At 69.4% G+C, this 24,933-nt stretch carries 23 protein-coding genes; 19 read left to right on the forward strand and 4 right to left on the reverse strand.

The genetic code is table 11. The annotated features are described in order from the left end of the window. Window positions 1–46 precede the first annotated feature (46 nt). On the reverse strand, window positions 47–1,219 hold the full coding sequence (locus DFJ67_RS32315; protein ID WP_116072016.1) for an acyl-CoA dehydrogenase family protein: 1,173 nt from the start codon (window positions 1,217–1,219) through the stop codon (window positions 47–49). 134 nt (window positions 1,220–1,353) lie between these two features. Between DFJ67_RS32315 and DFJ67_RS32320 the strand changes: the two genes are divergently transcribed. The 9 genes from DFJ67_RS32320 (at window position 1,354) to DFJ67_RS32360 (ending at window position 11,818) form a co-directional block, all read left to right on the forward strand. Continuing rightward, the gene (locus DFJ67_RS32320; protein WP_116072018.1) at window positions 1,354–3,102 is read left to right on the forward strand and encodes a flavin-containing monooxygenase; all 1,749 of its coding nucleotides are present in this window, start codon (window positions 1,354–1,356) and stop codon (window positions 3,100–3,102) included. Window positions 3,103–3,209: 107 nt separating this feature from the next. Continuing rightward, window positions 3,210–4,358, forward strand: a complete 1,149-nt coding sequence (locus DFJ67_RS32325; RefSeq protein WP_116072020.1) for a substrate-binding domain-containing protein — start codon at window positions 3,210–3,212, stop codon at window positions 4,356–4,358. Beyond that, window positions 4,355–5,122 carry an ATP-binding cassette domain-containing protein gene (locus tag DFJ67_RS32330; RefSeq protein ID WP_239097410.1) on the forward strand — a complete coding sequence of 256 codons (768 nt, stop codon included), beginning with the start codon at window positions 4,355–4,357 and terminating at the stop codon, window positions 5,120–5,122. Before DFJ67_RS32325 ends, DFJ67_RS32330 begins: the two co-directional genes overlap by 4 nt. Then, window positions 5,119–6,327: a sugar ABC transporter permease gene (locus DFJ67_RS32335; protein ID WP_116072022.1), complete on the forward strand. Its 1,209-nt coding sequence runs from the start codon at window positions 5,119–5,121 to the stop codon at window positions 6,325–6,327. Before DFJ67_RS32330 ends, DFJ67_RS32335 begins: the two co-directional genes overlap by 4 nt. Further along, window positions 6,327–8,261 carry an acetoacetate--CoA ligase gene (locus DFJ67_RS32340; protein WP_203783967.1) on the forward strand — a complete coding sequence of 645 codons (1,935 nt, stop codon included), beginning with the start codon at window positions 6,327–6,329 and terminating at the stop codon, window positions 8,259–8,261. The genes DFJ67_RS32335 and DFJ67_RS32340 overlap by 1 nt, the downstream gene beginning before the upstream one ends. After that, window positions 8,258–8,887 carry a TetR/AcrR family transcriptional regulator gene (locus DFJ67_RS32345; RefSeq protein WP_116072026.1) on the forward strand — a complete coding sequence of 210 codons (630 nt, stop codon included), beginning with the start codon at window positions 8,258–8,260 and terminating at the stop codon, window positions 8,885–8,887. Before DFJ67_RS32340 ends, DFJ67_RS32345 begins: the two co-directional genes overlap by 4 nt. A 53-nt stretch (window positions 8,888–8,940) precedes the next feature. After that, window positions 8,941–9,657 (forward strand): SDR family oxidoreductase, encoded by a 717-nt coding sequence (locus DFJ67_RS32350; protein WP_203783964.1) that lies wholly within the window; start codon window positions 8,941–8,943, stop codon window positions 9,655–9,657. Continuing rightward, on the forward strand, window positions 9,654–10,676 hold the full coding sequence (locus tag DFJ67_RS32355; protein ID WP_116072030.1) for a phosphotransferase family protein: 1,023 nt from the start codon (window positions 9,654–9,656) through the stop codon (window positions 10,674–10,676). The genes DFJ67_RS32350 and DFJ67_RS32355 overlap by 4 nt, the downstream gene beginning before the upstream one ends. Window positions 10,677–10,792: 116 nt before the next feature. After that, window positions 10,793–11,818 (forward strand): IS30 family transposase, encoded by a 1,026-nt coding sequence (locus tag DFJ67_RS32360; protein ID WP_116067088.1) that lies wholly within the window; start codon window positions 10,793–10,795, stop codon window positions 11,816–11,818. A 25-nt stretch (window positions 11,819–11,843) separates the two neighbouring features. Here the strand turns inward: DFJ67_RS32360 and DFJ67_RS32365 are convergent, their stop codons facing one another. Together DFJ67_RS32365 and DFJ67_RS32370 are read right to left on the reverse strand one after the other, a co-directional pair. Next, a complete protein-coding gene (locus DFJ67_RS32365; RefSeq protein ID WP_116072032.1) occupies window positions 11,844–12,365 on the reverse strand; it encodes a DUF2716 domain-containing protein in 522 nt (173 codons plus the stop codon). Between the two features lie 23 nt (window positions 12,366–12,388). Then, on the reverse strand, window positions 12,389–14,188 hold the full coding sequence (locus DFJ67_RS32370; RefSeq protein WP_116072034.1) for a sigma-54-dependent Fis family transcriptional regulator: 1,800 nt from the start codon (window positions 14,186–14,188) through the stop codon (window positions 12,389–12,391). A gap of 149 nt (window positions 14,189–14,337) precedes the next feature. On the opposite strand from DFJ67_RS32370, the gene DFJ67_RS32375 reads away from it, so the two are divergent. The 10 genes from DFJ67_RS32375 (at window position 14,338) to DFJ67_RS32420 (ending at window position 24,684) form a co-directional block, all read left to right on the forward strand. Beyond that, entirely contained in the window at window positions 14,338–14,577 is a 240-nt protein-coding gene (locus DFJ67_RS32375) for a hypothetical protein (protein WP_116072036.1), read from the forward strand. A 79-nt stretch (window positions 14,578–14,656) separates the two neighbouring features. Then, window positions 14,657–16,309, forward strand: a complete 1,653-nt coding sequence (locus tag DFJ67_RS32380; RefSeq protein WP_116072038.1) for a ferritin family protein — start codon at window positions 14,657–14,659, stop codon at window positions 16,307–16,309. 9 nt (window positions 16,310–16,318) lie between these two features. After that, window positions 16,319–17,362: an NADH:ubiquinone reductase (Na(+)-transporting) subunit F gene (locus tag DFJ67_RS32385; protein ID WP_116072040.1), complete on the forward strand. Its 1,044-nt coding sequence runs from the start codon at window positions 16,319–16,321 to the stop codon at window positions 17,360–17,362. Further along, window positions 17,362–18,531, forward strand: a complete 1,170-nt coding sequence (locus tag DFJ67_RS32390) for a ferritin family protein (protein WP_116072042.1) — start codon at window positions 17,362–17,364, stop codon at window positions 18,529–18,531. The genes DFJ67_RS32385 and DFJ67_RS32390 overlap by 1 nt, the downstream gene beginning before the upstream one ends. Then, window positions 18,528–18,902: a propane 2-monooxygenase effector subunit MimD gene (gene mimD, locus DFJ67_RS32395; protein ID WP_116072044.1), complete on the forward strand. Its 375-nt coding sequence runs from the start codon at window positions 18,528–18,530 to the stop codon at window positions 18,900–18,902. The genes DFJ67_RS32390 and mimD overlap by 4 nt, the downstream gene beginning before the upstream one ends. Before the next feature lie 5 nt (window positions 18,903–18,907). Beyond that, window positions 18,908–19,957, forward strand: coding sequence for an amidohydrolase family protein (locus DFJ67_RS32400; RefSeq protein WP_116072046.1), 1,050 nt, complete (start codon window positions 18,908–18,910; stop codon window positions 19,955–19,957). Then, window positions 19,954–20,634: an iron-sulfur cluster assembly protein gene (locus tag DFJ67_RS32405; protein ID WP_116072048.1), complete on the forward strand. Its 681-nt coding sequence runs from the start codon at window positions 19,954–19,956 to the stop codon at window positions 20,632–20,634. The genes DFJ67_RS32400 and DFJ67_RS32405 overlap by 4 nt, the downstream gene beginning before the upstream one ends. Beyond that, entirely contained in the window at window positions 20,631–21,656 is a 1,026-nt protein-coding gene (locus DFJ67_RS32410; RefSeq protein WP_116072050.1) for an NAD(P)-dependent alcohol dehydrogenase, read from the forward strand. Before DFJ67_RS32405 ends, DFJ67_RS32410 begins: the two co-directional genes overlap by 4 nt. A gap of 11 nt (window positions 21,657–21,667) precedes the next feature. After that, entirely contained in the window at window positions 21,668–23,359 is a 1,692-nt protein-coding gene (gene groL, locus DFJ67_RS32415; protein WP_116072052.1) for a chaperonin GroEL, read from the forward strand. A gap of 8 nt (window positions 23,360–23,367) precedes the next feature. Then, the gene (locus tag DFJ67_RS32420) at window positions 23,368–24,684 is read left to right on the forward strand and encodes an Nramp family divalent metal transporter (protein WP_116072054.1); all 1,317 of its coding nucleotides are present in this window, start codon (window positions 23,368–23,370) and stop codon (window positions 24,682–24,684) included. Here the strand turns inward: DFJ67_RS32420 and DFJ67_RS32425 are convergent. Next, window positions 24,681–24,905 (reverse strand): hypothetical protein, encoded by a 225-nt coding sequence (locus DFJ67_RS32425; protein ID WP_116072056.1) that lies wholly within the window; start codon window positions 24,903–24,905, stop codon window positions 24,681–24,683. The two genes, DFJ67_RS32420 and DFJ67_RS32425, sit on opposite strands and share 4 nt — an antisense overlap. Window positions 24,906–24,933 lie beyond the last annotated feature (28 nt).

The following is a 24,933-nucleotide window of genomic DNA, read 5'->3' on the forward strand; positions in this document are numbered from 1 at the left end:
CCGGACCGGCGGCGTCACCCGGGCGTTGCCGTTGCTCGAGTCGGCGTTAGCCAGCTTCGGCGGTCGGCGCTCCATAACGGCGGACCGCTCGGCGGGCGAGCGATCGGCGGTGCACTTCGGACGGCCCGTCGTAGATGCGGAACGGCCTGATCTCGCGGGCGATCCGGGCGACCGGCAGGTCGGCGGAGACGCCGGCGCCGCCGCACAGCTGCATCGCGCGGTCGGCGACCCGGTGTAGCGCTTCCGCGCCGAACACCTTCGCCAGCGAGGTCTCCTCGCGCCCGGCCCCGCCGGCGTCGAGCACCCGGCACGCGGTCAGCAGCAGCGACCGGGTGGCGGCCAGGTCGATCTCGTTGTCGGCGATCATCAACTCGACCATGCCCTGCCGGGCCAGCGGGCCGCCGAAGGCACTGCGACCGCTGACGTAGGCGACCGCCGTCTCGTGAGCCCGCTGTGCCGCGCCGAGCCAGCGCATCACGTGGGTCAGCCGGGCCGGGCCGAGCCGCACCTGGGCGTAATGGAACCCCTCGTCGACCGCACCGAGCACATCGTCGGACGAGACCCGAACGTCGGTCAGCGTCAGCTCGCAGTGCCCGCCGATCATCGATCGGTCCATTGTGGGCACATGCCGGGTGAGCTCGATCCCGGGGCGGTCGGCGGGCACCAGGAACATCGTCGCGCCGCCGTCGGTCCTGGCCATCACGATGAAGAAGCCGGCACCGTCGGCACCGGTGATGAACTTCTTGCGCCCGGTCAGCGACCAGCCGTTGTCGGTGGCTCTTGCCGTCGTTCGCAACGCGCTCGGGTCCGATCCGGCACCCGGCGGTGGCTCGGTCATCGCGAACGCCGAGCGCTGTTCGCCCCTGGCCAGCGGTGCCAGGTAGCGTTCCCGCTGCGCGCCGACCGCGACCCGTTCCAACAGGTGCAGGTTGCCCTCGTCGGGTGCGTTGATGTTGAGGGCCATCGGGCCGAACAGCGACCGCCCGGCCGCCTCGAAGACCGGCGCCCGGTCGACCATCCCCAGGCCGAGCCCGCCGAACTCGCGGGGCGCGTGCGGTGCGAAGACGCCGGCCTCCCGGGCCAGCTTCTGGAGGTCGGCCCGGAGTGCGTCACCACCCGCGGCGGTGACGTCGCCGTCGTTGGCGTCTTCGACCGGTAGCACGTGCGCGTCGACGAACGCCCTGGTCCGGGCGACGAGGTCATCGGGATGGCTGGTCATGGGGCACCTCGCGGTCAGATTCCAAAAATGTTTCACGCAGGTGTTGCTCGTCACACGGTGCAAGGTCCAGACTGCTCGCTACCGAGCGAGCGCTCGGACTGTATCAAGACTGATACGGACGGAAGGGCGCGTCAATGGCGACGGAAACACCCAACGCGGCCGCGGCCACGTTCGCCGCGTGGCTGGACCGATTCACCGCGGCCCTGCAAGGCGCCGATGCCGCGGGCACCTCCGCGCTGCTCGCCCGCGACTGCTGGTGGCGCGACCTGCTGGCCCTCACCTGGGACCTGGGCACCTACCAGGGCCGCGCGGGCGTGGCGGCGATGCTGGGCCAGCACCTCAAGCCGGGCTCGGTCACGAACCTGGAGATGACCACCGAGTTCGGTCCCCGCGGCGGCGGTGGCGACCCCGTCGAAGGCTTCATCACCTTCGAGACCCCGCTCGGCTTCGGCCGCGGCGCCGTCCGGCTGGTGGAGGAAGACGGCGAGTGGGTCGCCTGGACCGTGCTCACCGAACTCGACGACCTTCGCGGCCACGAGCGGGCGATCGGCCCGCACCGGTCGCGCGGTCCGCGGCACAACCCGGGCACCGACGGCCGCAACTGGCTCCAGCAGCGGCAGGACCACGTGAAATTCGCCGACTCCGAGCCCGACGTCGTCGTCATCGGCGCTGGCCAGGGTGGCCTGACGGTCGCCGCCAACCTCGGCCTGATGGGCGTCGACACGCTGGTGCTGGAGAAGAGCGAGCGGGTCGGCGACGGGTGGCGCAAGCGCTACCACTCGCTGGTCCTGCACGACCCGGTGTGGGCCGACGCCCTGCCCTACATGCCCTATCCCGCCTCGTGGCCGGTCTACTGCCCCAAGGACAAGATCGCGGACTGGTTCGAGTCGTACGCCTCGGCGATGGAGCTCAACGTCTGGACGTCGGCGGCTCTTACGGAAAGCGACTTCGACGAGGCCAGCGGCCGATGGACGTTGCGAGTCAGCACGCCGGACGGCGAGCGCGTCGTTCGTCCCCGTGACGTCATCCTGGCGACCGGCGCCGCCGGCGAGCCCAACGTGCCCGCCGTGCCGGGCCGCGAGACCTTCGCGGGCACCAGCTACCACTCGAGCCAGCACAGCTCGGCCGGAAGCTGGGCCGGGAAGAAGGCGGTCGTCGTCGGCGCCTGCAACAGCGGCCACGACATCGCGCAGGACCTCTACGAGGCCGGCGCCGACGTCACGCTCGTGCAGCGCTCGTCGACCCACATCATCAGCCAGGAGCACGGCATCCCGGCCATCTTCGGCAGCAACTTCGTCGAGGGCGGCCCGCCCACGGCGTACGCAGACCTGCTCGCCGCCGGCACCCCATGGCCGCTCGTGCTGGAACTGGCCAAGGACGGCGTCAAAGAGACCGCCAAGAAGGACGCGGACCTGCTCGCGGCCCTCGACGCGGTCGGCTTCAAGCGCAACGACGGTCCCGACGGCACCGGCCTGATGGGCTATGCGCTGGCGTACGGCGGCGGCTACTACATCGACGTGGGTGCTTCCGGGCTGATCGCCGACGGCAAGATCAAGCTCGCGCAGGGCTCCGGCCTCGCCGAGTTCACCGCCGACGGCATCCGCCTCGAAGACGGCCGCACGCTCGACGCCGACCTGGTGGTCCTGGCCACCGGCTACAAGAACATGCGCGAGACCGCCCGCCGGCTGTTCGGCGACGCGGTCGCCGACCGGCTGCCCCTCGTCCTGGGCATCGGCGACGACGGCGAGATCGGCGGTCTCTACCGGCGGACCGGTCATCCGGCCTTCTGGTATATGGGTGGGCCGCTCGCCTGGGTCCGCATCTATTCGAAACACCTGGCCCTACAGATCACCGCGAAGCACGCGGGACTCCCTACGCCCTAAGCGTTTCCGGCTCCGGCATCGGACGGCCCTGTTGAGGGCCGTCCCGATGCCGCGCGCCCTCGACCGCCCCGGGCCCGACCCCATCCCGAAGCCCAAAGGAGTTCTCAGTGAAGCGTTCCCGTGGCGCCATCCGCCGGGCGGTCATCGCCGGAGCGGCCTGCGCCAGCATTCTTCTCACCGCCGCCGCCTGCGGCAGCAACGACGATGGTGCCGGCAGCAGCGGTTCCGGCTCCAAGAAGCTCGTCTACTTCATGGCACCGAACACCACGCCGACCCGCTACATCCAGCAGGACGGCCCGGCGTTCGAGAAGGCGATCAAGGCGCTGGACCCTACCGTCGAGGTCAAGTTCGTCAACGCCGGCGGCGACTCCAACCAGCAACTCGCGCAGGCCAACGCGGCGATCGCCGCCGGCGCGAAGGCGCTGGTCGTCGTCGCCGCCGACCCGAACACCAGCGCGGGCCTCCTCCAGGCCGCCGAGCAGGCCAAGGTGCCGGTGATCGGCTACGAGAACCCGCCGGTCAAGGGCACCCTCTACAGCCAGGTGATCTTCGACCCGGAGAAGGTCGGCGCGCAGCAGGCCACCTACTTCGCGTCGCAGGTCAGCAGCGGCAAGCTCGGCGCCAAGCCGGTCAAGATCTCCCGGCAGTTCGGCAACAAGGGTGACGTCTACACCACCCAGATGCTGGCCGGGCAGAACAAGGTGCTCGACCCGCTGATCGCCAGCGGCGACATCCAGGTGGTCTGCGAGGACTACATCAAGGACTGGGCGCCGGACAACGCGACCAAGGCAACCGAGCAGTGCCTGACCAAGACGCAGAACGGCGTCGGTGCCTTCTTCGGCTTCTACGACGGCATCACGGCCGGCATCATCGCCGCGCTCAAGGGCAAGAACCTCAAGATCCCGGTGTACGGCGGCCAGAACCCCGAGTTGACCGGCCTCCAGTACATGCTCACCGGTGACCAGCAGGACAACGTGCTCAAGGCGTTCAAGGTCGAGGCCGAGGCGGCCGCGAAGATCGCGATCGCGGCGATCGGTGGCCAGCAGCCGCCGGCCGACCTGGTCAAGGACACCATCGACAACGGTGCGATGGCGGTCCCGACGGCCAAGCTCGACGCGACGCTGATCCACCTCGAAGACGGCAAGGACCCCGGTGACGCCGTGCAGCAGGCGGTCGACCTCGGGATGTTCACCTGGGCCCAGATCTGCACCGGCCCGGCCGCCGACACCCAGACCTGCAAGACGAGGAACAAGTGACGTCGTTATTGGAGCTGACCAAGCTCTCCAAGCATTTCGGCGGCGTGCGCGCACTGCACGAGGTCGACATGTCGGTGGACGAGGGCGAGGTCGTGGCGCTCGTCGGCGACAACGGCGCGGGCAAGTCCACCCTGGTGAAGATCGTGTCCGGTGTGGAGTCACCCGACGGCGGCGAGATCCGGGTCCGCGGCGAGGCCAGGCGGCTGGAGTCGCCGCGGGCCGCCGCGGACGCGGGGATCCGCACGGTCTTCCAGGACCTCTCGTTGTGCGACAACCTCGACGCCGTGCAGAACCTCTTCCTCGGCCAGGAGCGCTACGGCGCTCTCTGGTCGGGGAGGCGGGTCCGCCGGCACGTGATGGAGGAGCAGGCACAGCGGGTGCTCGAGTCGCTGTCGGTCAAGCTGCGCGCGCTCAACACCCCGGTCGTCGCGCTGTCCGGCGGGCAGCGCCAGGGCATCGCGATCGGCCGCGCGCTGATCAGCGACCCCGCCGTGGTGCTGCTCGACGAGCCGACCGCCGCGCTGGGCGTGTCCCAGCGCGGCGAGGTCCTCGACCTGATCCACCGCCTGCGCGACCAGGGCCGCGGTGTCGTGGTGATCTCCCACGACATGAAGGACGTGCGGCAGGTCGCCGACCGCATCGTGGTCCTGCGGCTCGGCGCGAAGGTCGCCGAGTTCCGCCGCGGCGAATACACACCGGCCGACCTGGTCGGCGCGATCACCGGGGCCCATGAGTCCACCGACGACGAGGCTGGAGAGCCGTGAGCGTCTCGACATCCACCGCGCCCGAGACACCGGCTCGGGCCGGCCGGGCCCGGGTTGGCCGGCTTTTCGAGGGGGCGGCCCGCGCGAATCGCAGCATCCCGGTGCTGGTCGTCCTCGCGATCATCTGGGCCGTCTTCTACAGCCAGAGCTCGGCCTACCTGAGCTTCCAGAACATCACCAACCTGACGCTGCAGATCGTGACCACCGCGATCCTCGCCCTCGGCGTCGTCTTCGTGCTGCTGGTCGGCGAGATCGACCTGTCGTCGGCGGTGCTGTCGGGCGTCTGCGCCGCCGTTGCCGCCGGGCTGGTCGTCAACCACGGCCAGCCGCTGGCGGTCGGCATCGCGGCGGGCGTGGCGACCGGCATGGTCGTCACGTTCATCGAGGCACAGATCATCATGTTCGGCGTGCCGTCGCTGATCGTGACGCTCGGCGGCATGGTCATCCTCCAGGGCCTCATCCTGGTCGTGCTGCCGCCCGAGTTCACTGTCAGCGTGGCCGGCACCCCGTTCGCGAAGATCGCGAGCACGGCCGTCCCGGCGGGCGCGAGCTATGGGCTGGCGGTGGCGGGCACCCTCGCGTACACCGGATATCGGCTCTTCCAACGCCGTGAGCGGCTGTCCACCGGCTCGCTCAGCTCGCTGGCCGCCGTCGTCGTGCCGTCGGTGGTCGTCGCGGCAGTGCTCTTCGGCGGCGTCTACACACTCACCCAGCAGCGCGGGCTGCCGTTGCCGCTGCTGATCCTCGCGGTCATGCTGCTGATCGCCTGGTATGCCACGACACAGACCCGTTACGGCATCCACCTGTACGCCGTCGGCGGCGACCGCGAGGCCGCACAGCGCGCCGGCATTCCGGTGCGCCGGATGGTGCTCTACTCGTTCCTCGTCCTCGGTGTCTGCGCCGCCATCGCCGGCATGGTCGACTCGTCGCGCCAACTCGGCGTCTCGGTCACCTCCGGCGCCGGGCCGCTGATGCTCAACGCGATCGCCGCGGCGGTGGTCGGCGGCACCAGCCTCTTCGGCGGGCGGGGCTCGATCTGGGCGGCGCTGCTCGGTGCGCTGGTGATCGGGTCGATCAGCAACGGCGTACAACTGCTGGGTCTGTCGACCGAAGTTCAGTATTTCGCGACGGGCTCGGTGCTGATCGTGGCCGTCGCCGTCGACGTGGTGCTCACCCGCGGCTCGCTGTTGTCCGGGCGGCGTTGATGACCGGGGTGTGGCTGCCGGATCCGGCGAGCGTCCAGGCGAGCCGGATCGTGCGGTTCGCGACCTGGCTCTCGGTTTCGGGGCGCGCGTCGTTGCCCGACGTGACCGACTACCGCGCGCTGCACGCATGGTCGGTGGCCGATCCCGGTGCGTTCTGGGCCGCGGTCGCCGAGTTCTTCGACGTCGAATGGTCGGCGCCGCCCCGTGAGGCGCTCGCCGCACGCCAGATGCCGGGCGCGGTCTGGTTTCCGGGCGGTGAGCTCAACTTCGGCGAGCACCTCCTGCGGGCCGGGGATTCCGCCCAGGCCGCCGTGGTCCTGGTGGGCGAGGACGGGTCGCGGTCGTCGCTCAGCTACGCCTCGCTGCGGTCGCAGGCCGCCGCGGTTGCCGGGCACCTGCGTTCCCTCGGGGTCGGGCCCGGCGACCGGGTTGTTGCCTACCTGCCCAACTGCGTCGAGGGGGTCGTCGCGTTCGCGGCGTGCGCGCTTCTCGGCGCGGTGTGGGCGCAGACCGGGCTCGACTACGCGGCGCACTCGGCGGCGGAGCGGATGGCTCAGCTCTCGCCCACGGTGCTGATCGCGGGCTCGGGCTACCGGTTCGGCGGCCAGCTGCACGACCGCCGCGATGCGGTTGACGAGCTTCGGTCGCTGCTGCCGGGGCTGCGGCACACGATCACGGTGTCGACCGGTGGGCTGCCGCACCCGTCGTCACACACCTGGGAGTCCGCGCTGGCGGCTTCGCCCGTCCCGGGCGGCGTTTCCTTGCCGTTCGACCACCCGCTGTGGGTGCTGTTCACCTCGGGCACGACCGGCAAGCCCAAGGGAATCGTGCACGGGCACGGCGGCGTACTCCTGGAGCAGTTGGTTTCGCCCGGTCTGCACCTGGACCTGCGCGACGACGATGTCTTCTTCTGGTTCACCACGCCCAACTGGATGATGTGGAACGCCCAGGTCTGCGGCCTGCTGCACGGCGCGACGATCGTGCTCTACGACGGCCGGCCCACACCCTCGTTGTGGTCACTGGTCGCCGATCTCGGCGTGACCGTGTTCGGGACGAGTCCAGGCTTTCTAGAGGCATCCCAACGCGCGGGCCTGTCGCCGGGTGCGTCGGCCTTGCGGTTGGTCGGTGTCACCGGATCGGTGCTGCCCGCCTCCGCCAACGCCTGGTTCCGGGAGAACGTCAGCGCGAGCGTCCAACTAGGATCGATGAGTGGTGGTACGGACATCGTCGGGATCTTCGTCGCGAGCGCGCCCAACACCCCGGTCTACGACGGCGAGATCAGTGCCCCGGCGCTGGGTGCGGCCGTCGAGGTCTGGAGCGCTGCCGGCCACCCGGTCCCGCCCGGCACGCCGGGGGAGCTGGTGATCACCGAGCCGATGCCGTCGATGCCGCTGCGCTTCTGGGACGACCCCACCGGCCAGAAACTGCACGACACCTATTTCGCCACGTTCCCGGGCGTCTGGCGGCACGGTGACCTGACCATGATCACCCCGCGGGGCACGGTCGTGATCCTCGGCCGCTCCGACGCGACGATCAACCGCCACGGCGTGCGGCTGGGTTCGGCGGAGATCTACGACGCGCTGGCCGCTCTGCCGTTGGTGTCCGATGCCCTGGTGGTCGGCGTGGAGGAGCCCGACGGCGGCTACTGGCTGCCGCTGTTCGTGGTGCCGACCGCCTGGCCGCCGCCCGACGACCTGGCGTCGTCGATCCGCCGCCTGATCGCGGAGCGGGCGTCCCCCCGACACGTGCCCGACGACGTGATCATCGTGCCGGAGCTTCCGCACACCAGAACCGGCAAGCGCCTGGAGGTCCCGGTCAAACGCATCCTGCAGGGCGCCGACCCCGACAGCGTCATCAACCGCGGCGCGGTCGACAATGCGGAGGCGCTCGACACGCTCATCAGCGCGGCACGCGCGAGGCGGGGTTCGCGATGAGCCACAGTGAGGTGACGATGTCCGACTGGCGCGACTACGGGCCGCTGGAGTTCCCGCGCATCCTCGACGCCGCCCTGGAGGCGTTCTACGAGCACGGTTACCACGGCACGACCACGCGTGACCTGGCCCGCCGCTCCGGCCTGTCGGTGCCCGGCGTCTACCACTACTACCCGTCGAAGCAGGACATCCTCGTCGAGCTGATGATGGTGATCATCGACGAACTGCTGACCCGCAGCCGCTCGGCCCTTTCCGCGGCGCAGCCGGATCCGCGCTCCCAGTTCGACGCGCTGGTCGAGTCGCTGTTGCTCTTCCACATGTATCGGCGTACCGGTGCGATCGTCTCGACCGGCGAGCTGCGCAGCCTCGAAGCGGGCAACCGGGAGCGGTATGTCGCCAAGCGGGATGAACAGCAGCGGATGCTCGACGAGGTGATCCTGGCCGGAGTGCGCGACGGTTCGTTCTCGACGCCGTACCCGAAGGACGCCAGCCGGGCCATCGCGTCTCTCTGTGTGGGGGTCGCGTCCTGGTATCGGCCGGACGGATCGCTCCCCGTCTCCGCGCTCCTTGATCGCTACCTGACCATCGCGCGCTCGATCGTGGGCATCGCCGGCGCGGCGGACCGATGACCGCCCCGACCACCCCCTCGGCCGCGCGGTCGGGGGCGGGCGACGCTGGGCCGGTGCGGTCCGCGGTGATCACCGGGGCGTCCCGGGGGATCGGGCGGGGGATCGCGCTCGCCCTGGCCCAGGAGGGCTGGGACCTGACGCTGGTGGCCCGCTCATCGGCGGGGCTGGCGGAGGTAGCGGCCGCGACCGGGGCTTCGTCTGTCAACCTGGACCTCTCGGATCCGTCCGCGCCGGCTGCCGTGGTGGAGGCGCACCTGCGTCGGCACTCGTCTCTCGACGCGCTGGTGCTCGCGGCCGGCGTCGGCTCGGCCGCGTCGCTCGACGGGTATCCGGTGTCGCGCTACGAGAAGCAGTTCGCCCTGAACACCCGGGCGCCGTTCCTGTTGATGCGGTCGGCGCTGCCACTGCTGCGGGCGGCTGCCTCGCGTCGCCCTTCGCGCGGCGCGAAGATCATCGCCCTGGCGTCGATCGGCGGGGTCTACGCGGAGCCGTCGCTCTCTGTCTACGGCGCCACGAAGGCGGCGTTGCTGGCTCTGTGCCGCGGCTTCAACGCGGAGGAGTCGGGCACCGGAGTGACCGCGACGGCGATCGCGCCGGGCTACGTCGACACGGACATGAGCGCGTGGGTGCACGACACGGTCCCGCCGTCGTCGATGATCCCGGTCGCCGACGTCGTTGCGACGGTTGGCTTTCTGCTCTCCCTGTCGGCCCGCAGCGTGGTCAACGAACTCGTGGTCTCGCGCGCCGGAACCAGCGGGTATGCCGCATGAGCGCGGCCGCCCTGGACCTGCCCGGCGTGCGTCACTTCCTGGAGACGTCGGGCGTCCCGGTCGCCGCCCCACTGACCGCTTCGCTGGTGAGCGGCGGCCGATCGAACCTGACCTACGTGGTCACGGACGGCGTCCATCGCTGGGTGGTCCGGCGCCCGCCGCTGTCCGGCCTGACCCAGTCGGCCCACGACGTGGCGCGCGAGTGGCGAGTCACCCAGGCGCTGCAATACAGCGCGGTGCCGGTGCCGCCGGCGGTCGCCCTGTGCGAGGACGTGTCCGTCATCGGTGCACCCTTTGCGGTCACCGGTTTCGTGGCTGGCCAGGTGGTGCGCACGCGAGCGCAACTCGACGCGTACCCGTCGGAGGAGCTCGAGTCCTGCGTGACCGAACTGGTCCGGGTCTTGGCCGACCTCCACTCGGTCGACGTGGCTTCGGTCGGCCTGGCCGGCCTGGGCCGCCCGGACGGCTTCCTGGACCGCCAGGTCAGGCTGTGGTGGCGCCAGTGGAACGAGGTCAAAACCCACGACCTAACCGACGCGACGCGCCTGCACTCCCAGTTGGTCGCCGCATTGCCGGCGCGCTCAGGCCACATCGGCGTGGTCCACGGCGACTACCGGATCGACAACACCCTCCTGGACGCGACCGACATCAGCAAGGTGCTGGCGGTGGTCGACTGGGAACTGGCAACGGTCGGCGACGTGCAGACCGACGTGGCGCTGATGTGCGTTTACCGCCAGCCGCAGCTCGACCCGATCCTTGGCCTGGACGCCGCGTGGGCCAGCGACCGCCTTCCCTCCGCGGACGCGATCGCCGAGGCGTATGCCCGGCGACGGGGCGTCGACCTCGACCACTGGCCGTTCTATCTGGCGCTGGCCAACTTCAAGCTGGCGGTGATCGCCCAGGGGATCAGCTACCGGGCCCGCCAGGGCGCCGCCGCCGACGCCACGTCGGCCCAGGCGGAGGAGGCCGTCCCCGCCCTGATGGCGGCCGGCCTCCACGAACTACGCCTCAGGTCGTGAGCGGCGCGCCGCGAAAGACACGCCGGGCGCCAGCAGATCTAGGAAAAAACAGGTAGCCATAGGCGTAGTCAATTGCTGGTTGCAACACCACCTCGTTGTTGTGTGTGGAGGTGGGTATGGCATCACGGTTGTCTATGGCGGAGCGGGAAGAGATCGGGTTGGGTCGGGCCGGGGGTGAGTCGATTCGGTCGATCGCCCGGCGTCTTGGCAGGCAGCCTTCGACGGTGTCGCGTGAGGTGGGCCGGTTCGAGCGGTACGGGGAGCCGTATAAGCCGCGGGCGGCGGATTGGGCGGCGTGGCTGCGCCATCGCCGGCCGCGGCGGCCTGCCAAGCTGGTCATCAACGCTGAGCTGCGGTCGGTGGTGGTGGCGGGGTTGCGGCGGCGGTACTCGCCGCGGCAGCTGGCCGCCCGGCTGCGGATCGATCATCCCGACCGGTCGGAGATGTGGGTGTCGCACGAGACGATCTATCAGGCGATCTATCTGCAGGCCCGCGGGAACCTACGCGCGGACCTGTCCCGGCAGGTCGCGCTGCGGTCCGGTCGAGCCGCCCGCCGACCCCGGGCGGTCGCGGGTGGGGCGGTGCGGTCGAGTCGGGCCTGGCTGGGGTTGAACATTGCGGCCCGCCCCGCGGAGGTCGCGGATCGGGCGGTGCCCGGGCATTGGGAGGGTGACCTTTTGGAGGGGACCCGCCGCCGCGGGTCGGGTGGCTCGGCGATCGCGACCCTGGTGGAGCGGCATACCCGGTTCGTGATCCTGGTCGCCCTGCCCGACGGGAAGGTCTCCGAGCATGTCGTGGCCCGCCTGGCGACCGCGATGGCCTGGCTCCCGGAGCGGCTGCGCGCGTCGCTGACCTGGGACCAGGGCAGCGAAATGGCGCTACACGCCCGGTTCAGCATCGCGACGGGCTGCCCGGTCTACTTCTGCGACCCACACAGCCCCTGGCAACGCGGCAGCAACGAGAACACCAACGGCCTGCTCCGCCAGTACTTCCCGAAAGGGATCTTCGACTTCACCACCATCGACCAGACCGGCCTGGACGCCGTCGCCGACGAACTCAACGACCGACCCCGCATGACCCTGGGCTGGGCCAAGCCGAGTGAGAAGATGGCCCAACTACTCGGTGTTGCAACCACCAGTTGACCCCGCCATAGCTACCAGAATTTTCCTAGATCTCGGGTGAGACCGAGCCGTCGCGGCGGATCGGACGGCCGAGAAGATCGTGCAGGGCTGCCTCGGTCGAGCGGAGCAGTTCGGTGCCGAACACGCACAGCGAATGCTCCCAGGGGTGGCCGAACGTGCCGAACCGGAAGTCTTCGGCCAGGTAGATGTAGTAGTCGCCGTCCGGGTAGGGCGACAGCGGCCATCCCGGACTGCCCGGTGGGTCGACGGTGTCGGGCCCGATGCGGCCCGGCCAGACCTCGTAACAGGTGTGCTGCCAGTCGAGAGCCAGGATCGGCCCGTTAGCGGACGCCATCGTGAGGCCGGCGTGGACGACGTCGGTCAGGTGATCGAGCCGGCCGTAGCCGGGATCATCGTCCAGGGCGGCCAGGGACCAGGTGACGGATGGCGCCGGCTCCTTGATCGCGGGAAACCTCGTCATGCTGGGCCGGAAGTCGAACTGCGCGTAAAAGCGGTCCCAAACGGCGGCCCGGTCGTCGCCCAGTTCGCGGTAAGCCTTCGGAGCCACCGGGGGACAGTAGCCGACCGCGGTCAGTTCGCGGGTGTGACGATGCCGTACTCGTGGATCTTGCGATAGATCGTCGCGCGAGACATGCCGAGGGAGCCTGCGGCCTTGATTTTGTTGCCGTCCCAGTCGATCAAACTGCGGACGATCGCGTCGCGTTCCATGGCCTCCAACGGGCTCAGCAGTCGCCGACTCACCGTCCGGCATTCTGGTGGCAGGTCCGCGGGCAGGATCGCTCCGCTTCGGCGGTGTTGCACTATCCGACGCAGGACCGCGAACAGCTGCTCCGTATTACCCGGCCAGCTCGACCGCACCAGCAACTGCATCGCCTCGGGCGAGCACACCAGACTCCCGCCCGTGACCAGCCGCGACAGGAAGAAAGGCACCAGGGCCTGCACGTCTTCGACGTGATGGCGCAGCGGTGGCAGCTCCACAGTGCTCGGGAAGAAGCGCAACAACCCCGCCATCTCGCCGCCGTCGTGGCGTTGGCTCAGGGTCACCGCGACCCAAGGCTGCGGCACAGCGGCGCGCGCCTCCTCCAACAACCGCGACAACGTGCGCAACCGCCCCCGGCTCAGCTTGTCGACGTGTTGGATCACCAACGTCCCGCCGGCGTCGAGGAGCTCCCGCCGAGCCTCCGCCAGCCACCCATGCCGCCCGGCCGCCGCCGCGTCCAGCACCGCGAAGTGCACCCCCGGCCGCCGCTGCTGGTGTACCGCCCGGATCACTGCCAGCTTGCCGACCCCCGGCTCGCCCTCGACCGCGAGCCACTCGCCCGCGTCATAGACCGCCTGCACCTGATGGCAGCCGCGCAACCACAGCGCACCAGACCCGACCAGGCCCGGCATGAACATCCGCGGCGCCGACGCGATCTCCGTCCGCGGGCGCGACGGCGACGACAGCTTGACGTGCACGACACCCCCGGCCAGCCGGCCCTCGCCGCGCACCGGGCGGCAATACATCCGGGCCTTCACCCCGCTCGGCAGCTCGACCACTACCGACGCCGTCGGGGTCCGGCTGGCCAGCGTCTCGGCCGCCTGGGCCAGCAGCACCGACTGCTCCGCCGGATCGAGCACCTGGCGCGCGTTGTCGTTCATCATCACGACGTCGTTGTTGAGGGCGAACACGATTCCCGCGGTACGCCGGCACGTGCGCAGATACTCCTGCAGCAGCTCCAGCTCGCGGATGCCGCTGTCAGTGAGGAGAGCCTGCTGGATCTGGCCGGCCGTGGTCTTGGCCAGGATCAACAGCAGCGGATCGGCGTCCTTGCGCCAGCAGGTCAGGTCGACCGCCCCGACGGTCTTGCCCGAGATCGGGTGGTGGATCGGCACGCCGGCGCAGGCGAGATCCTCCAGATGCTCGGCGTAGTGCTCGTGGCCGAACACCTGCATCGGGCGGCCACCCTCCAGCGCGGTGCCGATGCCGTTCGTTCCGACAAATTCCTCGGCGTAGCTGAAGCCCGGTGACAGATTCACCCGATCGAGGTGCGTGTCGAGGTCGCGGCCCGCGTCCATCCGGGTCAGGACCAGGCCGGCCGGGTCGGTCAGGATGATGCTGATCGGCTGGCCGTCGAGGTGTTCGCGCAAATGGCGCAACACGGGCAGCGCGCTGCGGGACAGCGGCGTGTCGAGGTCGGGGTCGCGCAGGTAGGTCAGGTCGATCCGGTCGGCGGCCACGTTCCAGCGCCTCGACCGCCACCACGATGCCAGGATCGCGTCGCGGACCTGGTTGGGGTCTACGGCCTCGGCGGTCAGGAACTGTTCACGCGTCTTCGCCAACTGCTCGGTGTCGCTGATCTCGTCTGGAAACGTCGAACCCGGTGGCATGGACGGCCCCCTGCCCGGTCGAGCGCACGCCGGCGGGGGATGGCCGGGGCACGCTCTGGTTACGTCCTGGTTACACGTTACGCTCCGCGCCGATTCGGGCCGTCTCATGTTGAGACCCCACCGCCGGCTGGCGGGTGTGGACTCGGCCAATGGAGTCGACGCGCGAGTCGTTCAACCCATGGAGCGTCGTCAACGTGGTCTTTCACCACCTCGCGGCGCAGGGGCTGCATCCGATCCTGGGCGGCGCGGATCCGGGTGGGCCGGCCGCGGATCTTCTGCGCGCCATGGGGATCGAGCCGGCGCCCGAGGGCGACCGGCAGGTCGGCGAGAACGTCAAACGTCACCTCGCCGAGATCCGCGCCGCGATGTTCGAGGAACAGGACTCCTGACTCAATGTGAGACCGCACCCCGAGCCGACGTGCGGTCTGATCCGTCGCATGACGCACAGCCAACGGTGAGGAGACACCTATGAGTCGGCAGAGCGTGGCCAAGGCTCATCAGAAGATCCAGGAGTTGTCCTGGGAACCGGCCTACCACCAGCCGGTATCCCACTACGGCACCGACTACACCTTCCGGAAGGCGCAGAAGAAAGACCCGCTCAAGCAGGTGCTGCGGTCCTACTTCCCGATGCAGGAAGAGAAGGACCACCGGGTGTACGGGGCGTCCGACGGCGCGATCCGCGGCAACATGTTCCGCCAGGTGCAGGAGCGCTGGCTGGAGTGGCAGAAGCTGTTCCTGTCGATCATCCCGTTGCCGGAGATCTCGGCCGCCCGCGCGATGCCGCTGCTGTTCCGCACGGTGCCCAACCCGGAACTGCACAACGGCCAGGCGATCCAGATGATCGACGAGGTTCGGCACTCGACGATCCAGCAGAACCTCAAGCGCTTGTACATGAACAACTACATCGACCCGGCGGGCTTCAACAGCAGCCTGCGCAACTTCCAGAACGACTACTGCGGCACCATCGGCCGCCAGTTCGCCGAGGGGTTCATCACCGGTGACGCGATCACCGCGGCGAGCATCTACCTGACGATCGTCGCCGAGACGGCGTTCACCAACACGTTGTTCGTCGCGATGCCGGCCGAGGCCGCCGCGAACGGCGACTATCTGCTGCCGACGGTGTTCCACTCGGTGCAGTCCGACGAGTCGCGGCACATCAGCAACGGCTACGCGACGCTGCTCATGGCGCTCGCCGACGAGGGCAACCACCAGCTTCTCGAGCGCGACCTGCGCTATGCCTGGTGGAACAACCACCGCGTGGTCGACGCCGCGATCGGCACCTTCATCGAGTATGGAACGAAGGACCGGCGCAAGGAGCGCGAGTCCTACGCCGAGATGTGGCGCCGCTGGATCTACGACGACTACTACCGCTCCTACCTGGTCCCCCTGGAAAAGTACGGCCTGGTCATTCCGCACGACCTCATCGAGGAAGCCTGGAACCAGATCTGGAACAAGGGGTACGTGCACGAGGTCGCCCAGTTCTTCGCGACCGGCTGGCTGGCCAACTACTGGCGGATCGACCCGATGACCGACAAGGACTTCGAGTGGTTCGAATACAAGTACCCGGGCTGGTATGACAGGTACGGCAAGTGGTGGGAGCAGTACAACCGCCTGTCGACGCCCAACGGGCACCACCCGATCGTCGCCGAGGACGTCGACTACCAGTACCCGCACCGCTGCTGGGTCTGCATGGTCCCGTGCCTGGTCCGCGAGGACATGGTGATGGCCGAGGTCAACGGCCAGTGGCGCACCTACTGCCACGAGGCCTGCCGGTGGACCGACGTCGAGGCGTTCCGCCCGACCTACCAGGGCCGCGAGACGCCCAACATGGGTCAGCTCATCGGCGCCCGCGAGTGGGAGACGCTCTACCACGGCTGGAACTGGGCCGACGTGGTCTCCGACATGGGCTTCGTCCGCGACGACGGCAAGACGCTGGTCGCGCAGCCGCACCTCAACCTCGACCCGTCGAAGATGTGGACGCTCGACCACCTGCGCCGGATGGACCCGTTGCTCAGCCCCAACGTGCTGCTCAACGAGATGACCGACGAAGAGCGCAACGCGTTCCACGCCGCCTACATCCAGGGCGGGCCGGCCGGCCGCCCCGCCCGCACCGACAAGTAACCGCCGAACATGGGCGAGAAGCACCGGGTCCGGTTCGAGCCCGTCGGCATCGAGATCGAGGTCGACGAGGAGCAGACCGTGCTGCGTTCCGCGTCCGAGCAGGGGCTGATGCTCATGCACGGGTGCAAGGAAGGGCAGTGCGCGGCCTGCAAGTCGTTCGTGCTCGACGGCGACGACATCGAGCTCGACCGGTATTCGACCTTCGCCCTGCCCGACTACGAGAAGGAGGAGGGCTTCACGCTCCTCTGCCGGGCCCACGTCTACGAGGACGTGACGATCGAGCTGCTCAACTTCGACGAGGAGATCCTCCGGTCCGGGCTACCCATCCAGAACGCCGTGGCGGAGGTCGTGTCGATCGACCCGGTGACGCACGACCTCCGGCACCTGGTGCTCCGGCTGATCGAGCCGGCGGACCTGACGTTCTTCCCCGGCCAGTACGTGGACATCGCGGTGCCCGGCACCGACGCCACGCGCTCGTTCTCGATGGCGAACACCTCCAGCCGCGAGGGCGGGCGGCTGGAGTTCGTCATCAAGGTCTACCCCGACGGGCTCTTCTCGTCGTTCCTCGACGAGAGGCTGGCCGTCGGTGACCGGCTCGACCTGACCGGGCCCTTCGGCGTCTTCACCCTCCGCGAGGCGCAGGGCGAGGACATCATCTTCGTCGGCGGCGGCGCCGGGCTCGCGCCGATCCTGGCGTTGCTGCGCTCGATGGCGGAGCGCGGGATCGACCGCCGGGCGGTCTTCTACTACGGGGCCCGGCGGCGGCGCGATCTCTGCTTCGAGGGCGAGCTCAAGGCGCTCGAGGAGAAGCTGCCCAACTTCCGGTTCGTGCCGGCGCTGTCCGAACCCGAGGACGGCGACGGCTGGGACGGCGAGGTTGGCCTGATCACCGACGTGGTCAAGCGGCACGAGCAGAACCTGAAGCGCGCACACGCATACCTCTGCGGGCCGCCGCCGATGGTCGAGGCGGCCATGCCGTTGCTCGGCCAGCTCGGCGTGCCCGACAAGCACATCTACTACGACAAGTTCACGACGACAGGTGGGGAGGACTGATGACGACCGCGACGGAACGTAGCGTTCCCAAGCCCGTCTTCACCGACGCCGAGGCCGGCGCGAAGGAGTTCCCGGACTCGACCGCGCGCCGGTTCAACTACTACGTCCCGCAGAAGCGCAAGCAGACCCATTACGAGGACGTGACCGTCGAGGTCCAGCCCGACCCGCGGCACTATCTCGCCCAGGGCTGGCTCTACGGGTTCTCCGACGGTCGCGGCGGCTACCCGCTGGACTGGACCGCGCTGAAGGCGTGGGGCTCGGACCGGCCGGAGCCGACCCGCGGGCCGGGTTCGGGCGGCAAGGGTTACGACTGGCCGGCGCACGGCTGGCACGAGTTCCGTGACCCCAACGAGGAATGGGAGCTCTCGCTCTACCGCTACAACGCCAACGTCGTACGCCAGGTTGGTCAGAATGTCGAAGCCGCCCGCCGCTCGAAGGCCTTCGAGCAGTGGAACCCCAACTGGGTGCGGTTCGTCGAGCGGCACGTCGGCGCGTGGATGCACGTCGACCACGGCCTCGGCCTCTACCTGTTCGCCAACGCCAACCGGCGGGCCCCCACCAACATGCACAACAACGCGATCTCGGTGAACAGCATGCACCGGATCCGGGCCGCGCAGGACCTCGCGCTCTACGGCCTGACGCTGAGCGAGGAGATCGAAGGCTTCGACGGCTCGGCGCACCTCGACGCCTGGAACAACGACCCCGCGTGGCAGGGCGTACGCGAGGTCGCGGAGCGGCTGACCGCGATCGACGACTGGTGCGAAGCCATCTTCGCGGCCAACGTGGTCTTCGAACCCCTCGTCGGTGAGCTGTTCCGCAGCCACCTGGTGCAGCACGCCGCACCGCGCAACGGCGACTTTGTCACCCCGACGATCGTCGGTGCCGAGGAGTACGACTTCTCCGAGCGCGACCTGCGCTACACGAAGGCGATGTTCGAGCTGCTCACGGCCGACCGCGAGTTCGCCGAGCACAACACCCGGATCCTGCACTCGTGGCTGGCCGACTGGGTACCGGTCTCGATCGCCGCCGCCCGGGCGCTCCAGCCGCTGTGGTCGCAGCCCGACTCCAAGCCGCCGCGCTTCGAGGACGCGCTCGACAGCGCCAAGAACCGTTTCAACGGCATCGTGACCGACCTCGGCCTCGAGACACCGAAGGAGCTGGCCCAGTGACGCAGTTCAAGGTTGCCGAGAGCCCGTTCAAGTCCGACAACTCGGCGTCGAACATGTGCGGCTTCACGCTGATGAACAACCAGGTCGGCGTCGTGGTCGCGGAGGTCATGAAGACCAAGGACAACGTACGCGTGACGCCGTTGCCCTCGATGATCCGCGTCGACGCCCTCAACCGGATGGACGTCGTCTACGACGAGATCTCCGAGGCGCTCGGCGAGGAGCCCGGCTACTTCGACGCGGCCGAGTTCGAGGAGAGCATGTCGACCCACTACGGCCGCATGATCCACGAAGACGACCGGACCATCATGTTCGCCAACCCCGAGGACGCCGCCGAATACATCGGCTTCGACCTCACGGCCGGTGGGAGGTAACCGCCTTGTACGAGAAGGACGGGGAGAAGTACTTCATCGTCGACAGCCACATGCACTACTGGCAGGCGGGCCCGGAAACCTGGGTGCCCGGTGCCGAGAACTACGCCAAGGGCTGGATCGAGTGCTTCCACGCCTACCAGGGCCTCGGCCCGCCGGCGACGCACTGGTCGATCGAGAAGTTCATGTCCTACACCGAAGACGACCTGATGAAGGACGTCTTCCAGGACGGCTACGTCGACGTCGCGGTGTTCCAGCCGACCTACCTGACCGAGTGGTACAAGGACGGCTTCAACACCACCGAGCGCAACGCGGCCCTGGGTGAGAAGCACCCGGGCAAGTTCATCGCCAACACGCGGTGGGACCCGCGCGAGGGTGAAGACGGCCTGAAGAAGCTCGCCGAGAACGTCGAGCGCTACGGCTCCAAGGGCGTCAAGCTCTACACCGCCGAGTGGCGCGAGGGATCGCGCGGCTGGACGCTGAAGGACCCGGCGGCTTACAAATATCTGGAGGCCTGCCAGGAGCTCGGCATCAAGAACATCCACGTCCACAAGGGACCGACGATCTGGCCGCTCGACAAGGACGCGTTCGACGTGTCCGACATCGACCACGCCGCGACCGACTTCCCCGAGCTCAACTTCATCGTCGAGCACGTGGGCCTGCCGCGGATCGAAGACTTCTGCTTCATGGCGACCCAGGAGCCCAACGTGTACGCGGGCCTGTCGGTCGTCATCGGCGGGCTGATGCACGCCCGGCCGAAGTTCTTCGCGAAGGTGATGGGCGAGCTGCTGTTCTGGGTCGGCGAAGACAAGATGACGTTCGGCAGCGACTACGGCATCTGGGAACCCAAGTGGCAGATCGAGGGGTTCGTCGACTGGGACTACCCGAGCGACGAGTTCTCCGACTACCCGCGGGTCACCACCGCCACCAAGAAGAAGATCCTCGGGCTCAACGCGGCCAAGCTCTACGGCATCGACGTGCCCGCGGAATATCAACTTCCGGCCGCGGCCGGAACCCCTGCGGCCCGGGAGGATGCCGCACTGGTCGAGTCGCAATGAGCACGCGCACCCTGCTCGACGCCCTCGGCGAGGTGCGTGATCCCGAGCTCGACGAGCCGATCACCGTGCTCGGGTTCGTCGCGTCCGCGTCGCTGTCTCCGGACGGCGACGCGGCCGTGCACCTGCGCCTGCCGACCTACTTCTGCGCGCCGAACTTCGCCTACCTGATGGTGGCCGACGCCTACGACGCCGTGTCCACCGTGGACGGTGTGCGCCGGGCGGAGGTGGTGCTCGACGACCACTTCGCGGCCGACGCGATCAACGAGGGGGTGGCGGCGCGTGCGGGCTTCGTCGCCTCCTTCGAGGGGGAGGCGGTCGACGAGCTCGACAACCTCCGGGTCAACTTCCTCCGCAAAGCGGTCCTGGCCGGCACCGATCTGGTGTGCCGGCCACTTGTCGAGGCGGGGAAGTCGCCGGCCGACCTCGCGGCCCTGACGCTGGGCGAGGTGCCATGGTCGCCGGCCCTCGACCGGCTGCGCCGGCGGCGCACCGAGCTCGGCCTGCCCGCCGGCGACGCGGCACCGCTGCTCGTCGACCCCGCCTCCGGAGCGGCGGTCGGCGACGCGGCGGTGCCGCTGCACCTGCGCAAGGCCCGGCTGACCCGCACCAGCCTCGACGCCAACACCGGCATCTGCCGCGGGATGCTGCGGCACCGCTACGGAGTGGAGGACCAATGAAAGCCGTACGGCTGCACGCGTACCACCAGTTGCCGGTGGTCGAGGAGGTGCCGGAACCGACCGTGAAGGGCCCGTTCGACGTGCTCGTGCGGATCGGCGGCGCCGGCGTCTGCCGGACCGACCTGCACATCATCGAGGAGCAGTGGTCGGCGGCGATGGGTGTCGCGCTGCCCTACACGCTCGGGCACGAGAACGCGGGCTGGGTGCACGAGGTCGGCTCGGCCGTGTCCAGCGTCGCCGTCGGCGACACGGTGATCCTGCACCCGACGCCGACCTGCGGGCTGTGCCGGGCCTGCCGGGCCGGCGACGACATGCACTGCGTCAACAGCTCGTTCCCCGGCCTGTCCGGCGACGGCGGGATGGCCGAGTTCCTGCTCACCTCGGAGCGCGCCTGCGTCAAGCTCGACCCGGCGACCCAACCCAAGGACGTCGCGGCCCTCGCCGACGCCGGCATCACCGCCTACCACGCCGTGCGCAAGGCCGTGCCGCTGCTCTACCCGGGCACCGCGGCCGTCGTCATCGGTGCCGGCGGCCTCGGGCACATCGGCATCCAGTGCCTGGCGGCGCTGACCGCCACGAAGATCATCGTGGTCGACCGCAACCCCGAGGCGCTCAAGCTCGCCGCGCAGATCGGCGCCAACGAGACCGTCGTCGCCGACGGCTCGCAGGTGCAGGCCGTGCAGGACCTGACCGGTGGGCGCGGCGCCGACCTCGTGCTCGACTTCGTCGCCGAGCAGGGCGCCGAGGCCGACGCGTTCGCGATGACGGCAAGGGCCGGTTCCTACTTCGTCATCGGGTACGGCGGCACCGTGCACATCCCGACCCTCGACATCATCTCCACCGAGCGGAACATCGTCGGCAACATCGTCGGCACCTACAACGACCTCGCCGAGCTGATGGTGCTCGCCCAGGCCGGCAAGGTCACGCTGCACACCCGCACCTATCCGCTGGACGCCGCGGTCGACGCGATCCAGGACCTCGATGCCGGCCGGGTCCGCGGCCGCGCCATTCTCGTGCCCTAAGGAGCCTTCCGATGGCCAAGGAACTGCGCTTCGGCGCTGAAGCGCGCAACCTCCTCCTCAACGGCGTCGACAAGCTGGCCGAGGCGGTCAAGTCGACGCTCGGCCCCAAGGGCCGCAACGTCATCCTGGAGAAGATCACCGGTTCCCCGGTCGTCACCAACGACGGCGTGACCATCGCACGGGAGATCCACCTCAAGGACCAGTTCGAGAACATGGGTGCCCAACTGGTCAAGGAAGCGGCGATCAAGACCAATGACATCGTCGGCGACGGTACGACCACCGCGACGGTGCTGGCCCAGGCGATCGTGCACGAGGGCATGACGGCGATCGGGGCGGGCGCCAACCCCGTACTCGTGAAGCGGGGTGTGGATCTGGCCGTGGAGCGGCTCGTCGAGCACCTGCGCAGCGTCAGCCGCCCGGTGTCCACACAGGAGGAACTGGCCCGGGTCGCGGCCATCTCGGCCAACGACGACGACGCGGTCGGCTCGGTCATCGCGGCCGCGCTGCACACCGTCGGCGACGGCGGCATCGTCACCGTCGAGGAGGCGCCGCGGCACGGCATGAGCGTCGACTTCGTGGAGGGCTTCGAGTTCGACAACGGCTACATCTCGCCCTACATGGTGACCAATCCGGCGAGTCTGGAGGCGATCGTCAACGACCCATATATCCTGCTGTGCAGTGAGAAAATCACCAAGGTCCAGCAACTGATGCCGATCCTCGACAAGATCATGCGGGCGCCGAGGCCGCTGGTCATCGTCGCGGAAAACGTCGAGGGCACGGCCCTGTCGATGCTGGCGCACAACCACGTCAACGGCGTGTTCCAATGCGTCGCGGTGCGCGCGCCGGGGTTCGGCGACCGGCGCCTGCACAAGCTCGAAGACATCGCGGCGATCACCGGGGGAGCGGTCTACAGCCGGCACTCCGGGTTCACCCTGGAGACGATGACGATCGACCAGCTCGGCCGGGCGGCGCAGGTGCGGGTCAACGCCGACCGCACGGCGATCGTCGACGGCGGCGGGTCGGGCGAAGCCGTGGAGTTCCGGTTGACCCAGATGCGGTCCGAGCTCGAACGGGCGACATTCGGTGCCGACGAAGACGTGCTGACCGAGCGGATCGGGGCGCTGTCCGGCAAGGTCGCCGTGATCAAGGTCGGCGCGCCGACCAACGCCGAGCTCAAGGAACTCCAGCACCGCGTCGAGGACGCCCTGTCGGCGACCCGGGCCGCGATGGCCGAGGGCATCGTCGCGGGCGGCGGCGCCGCGCTGCTGCACGCCGAGGGCGCGCTCGACGACCTCGACGTCAAGGACGACTACGCGACCGGCGTCGAGATCGTCCGCCGCGCGTTGACCGAGCCGGCGTTCCTGATCGCGGCCAACGCGGGCTACTCCGGCCAGGAGGTCGTCGCCCGGATCTCGCAACTCGGCCCCGACGACGGATTCGACGCGCTCGAGGGCCGGTTCGGCAACATGGTCGAGATGGGCATCGTCGACCCGCTGCGGGTGGCCCGGTCGGCACTGCAGAACGGCGCTTCGGTCGCCGGGCTGCTGCTGACCACCAACACGCTGGTCGCCGAGGAGCAGACGCCGTGGGGCGGCAGCGCGGCGCTGATGACCGAGTTCGGCCCGCTGGATGAGGGGTTGCGGCAACCGTCACCTGATTCGAGTACGCCGCAGTCGCTGGGCCTCGGCCCGTCGGTCGGCTAGGTCTGTCCATGGGGCCGGTGAAGGGCGACGGCGTTCCCGCCGTCGCCCCGGTTGCCTCGGTTGTCTCTTCTGCCCCTGACGCCGAGTCGGCGCTGCGGCAGTTGCGGTCGCGGGGCCGGCTGCGCGGGGTGATCGCGCTGTTCGGCCCGGCGTTCGTCGCCGCCGTCGCCTACGTCGACCCGGGCAACTTCGCGACCAACTTCACCGCCGGAGCCAAGTTCGGCTACACGCTGGTCTGGGTCATCGTCGTCGCCAACCTGATGGCGATGCTGGTGCAGTACCTGTCGGCCAAGGCCGGCGTGGCCACCGGCCGCGACCTGCCGGAACTGTGCCGCGAACACCTACCGAAGCCGGTCTCCCGCGGCCTGTGGGTGCAGGCCGAGATCATCGCGATGGCCACCGACCTGGCCGAGTTCGTCGGCGCCGCCGTCGGCCTCTACCTGCTGTTCGGGGTGCCGCTGTTCGCGGCCGGCATCATCACCGCGGTGGTCGCCTTCGCGATCCTGGCCCTGGAGCAGCGCGGCTACCGCCGCTTCGAGCTGGCGATCGTCGCGCTGCTCGGCATCGTCTTCCTCGGCTTCCTCTACGACCTGATCGTGGTCGGCGCCCACCCGGCCGCGTTCGCCGCCGGGCTGGTGCCGCACCTGGCCGGCGGCGACAGCCTGCTGCTGATCTGCGGCATCATCGGGGCGACGGTCATGCCGCACGTGGTCTACCTGCACTCGGCCCTGACCAAGTCGCGGGTGGCCTGCCGCGACGACGCGGAACGCCGCGAGTTGCTGCGCTTCCAGCGCCTCGACGTGGTGGTCGGCCTGGGCGCGGCCGGCCTGATCAACCTGTCGATGCTGGTCATCGCGGCGTCGCTGTTCAACGGCCGCGGCCACGCCGACGTCGACTCGATCGAGGCGGCCCACGCCGGCCTGGGCCAACTCGTCGGCGGCGGTGCCGCGCTGGCCTTCGCCGTGGCCCTGCTGGCTTCGGGGCTGTCGTCGTCGAGCGTCGGCACGTACGCCGGTCAGGTCGTCATGCAGGGTTTCATCCGCCGCCAGATCCCGCTGTTCGTGCGGCGGGCGGTGACGATGGCGCCGGCGCTGGTGGTGCTCGGCCTGGGCCTGCCGGCCACGGACAGCCTGGTGATCTCCCAGGTGGTGCTGTCGTTCGGCATCCCGTTCGCGCTCGTGCCGCTGCTGATGCTGACCCGCCGCCGCGACATCATGGGCACGTTCGTGAACAACCGCGTGACCAACCTGGTGGCCGCGACGATCGCGGGGTTGATCATCGCGCTGAACCTGTTCCTGCTCTACGACACGTTCCTCGGCGGCTAGAGCGCCATCATGATCAGGCCGGCAACGGTGACGCCGGCGCTGACGACCAGAAACGCCGGGTTGTGCGCACTCCACCAACGGATGCGGGCCTGCACACAACCCGGCACCTCGTCGATTCTCACCACGCGAAGAGCGAAGAGATTGAGCGTGGCGGTCAGGACCCCGAGCGCGCCGAGCCCGGCCACCAACTCGGCGACCTGCCCAAACGTCGTCGGCTCCATCTCCGCATCACACCGCCTGTCGGCGTCG

The organism is Asanoa ferruginea, from assembly GCF_003387075.1.
GTDB classification, from domain to species: Bacteria; Actinomycetota; Actinomycetes; order Mycobacteriales; family Micromonosporaceae; genus Asanoa; species Asanoa ferruginea.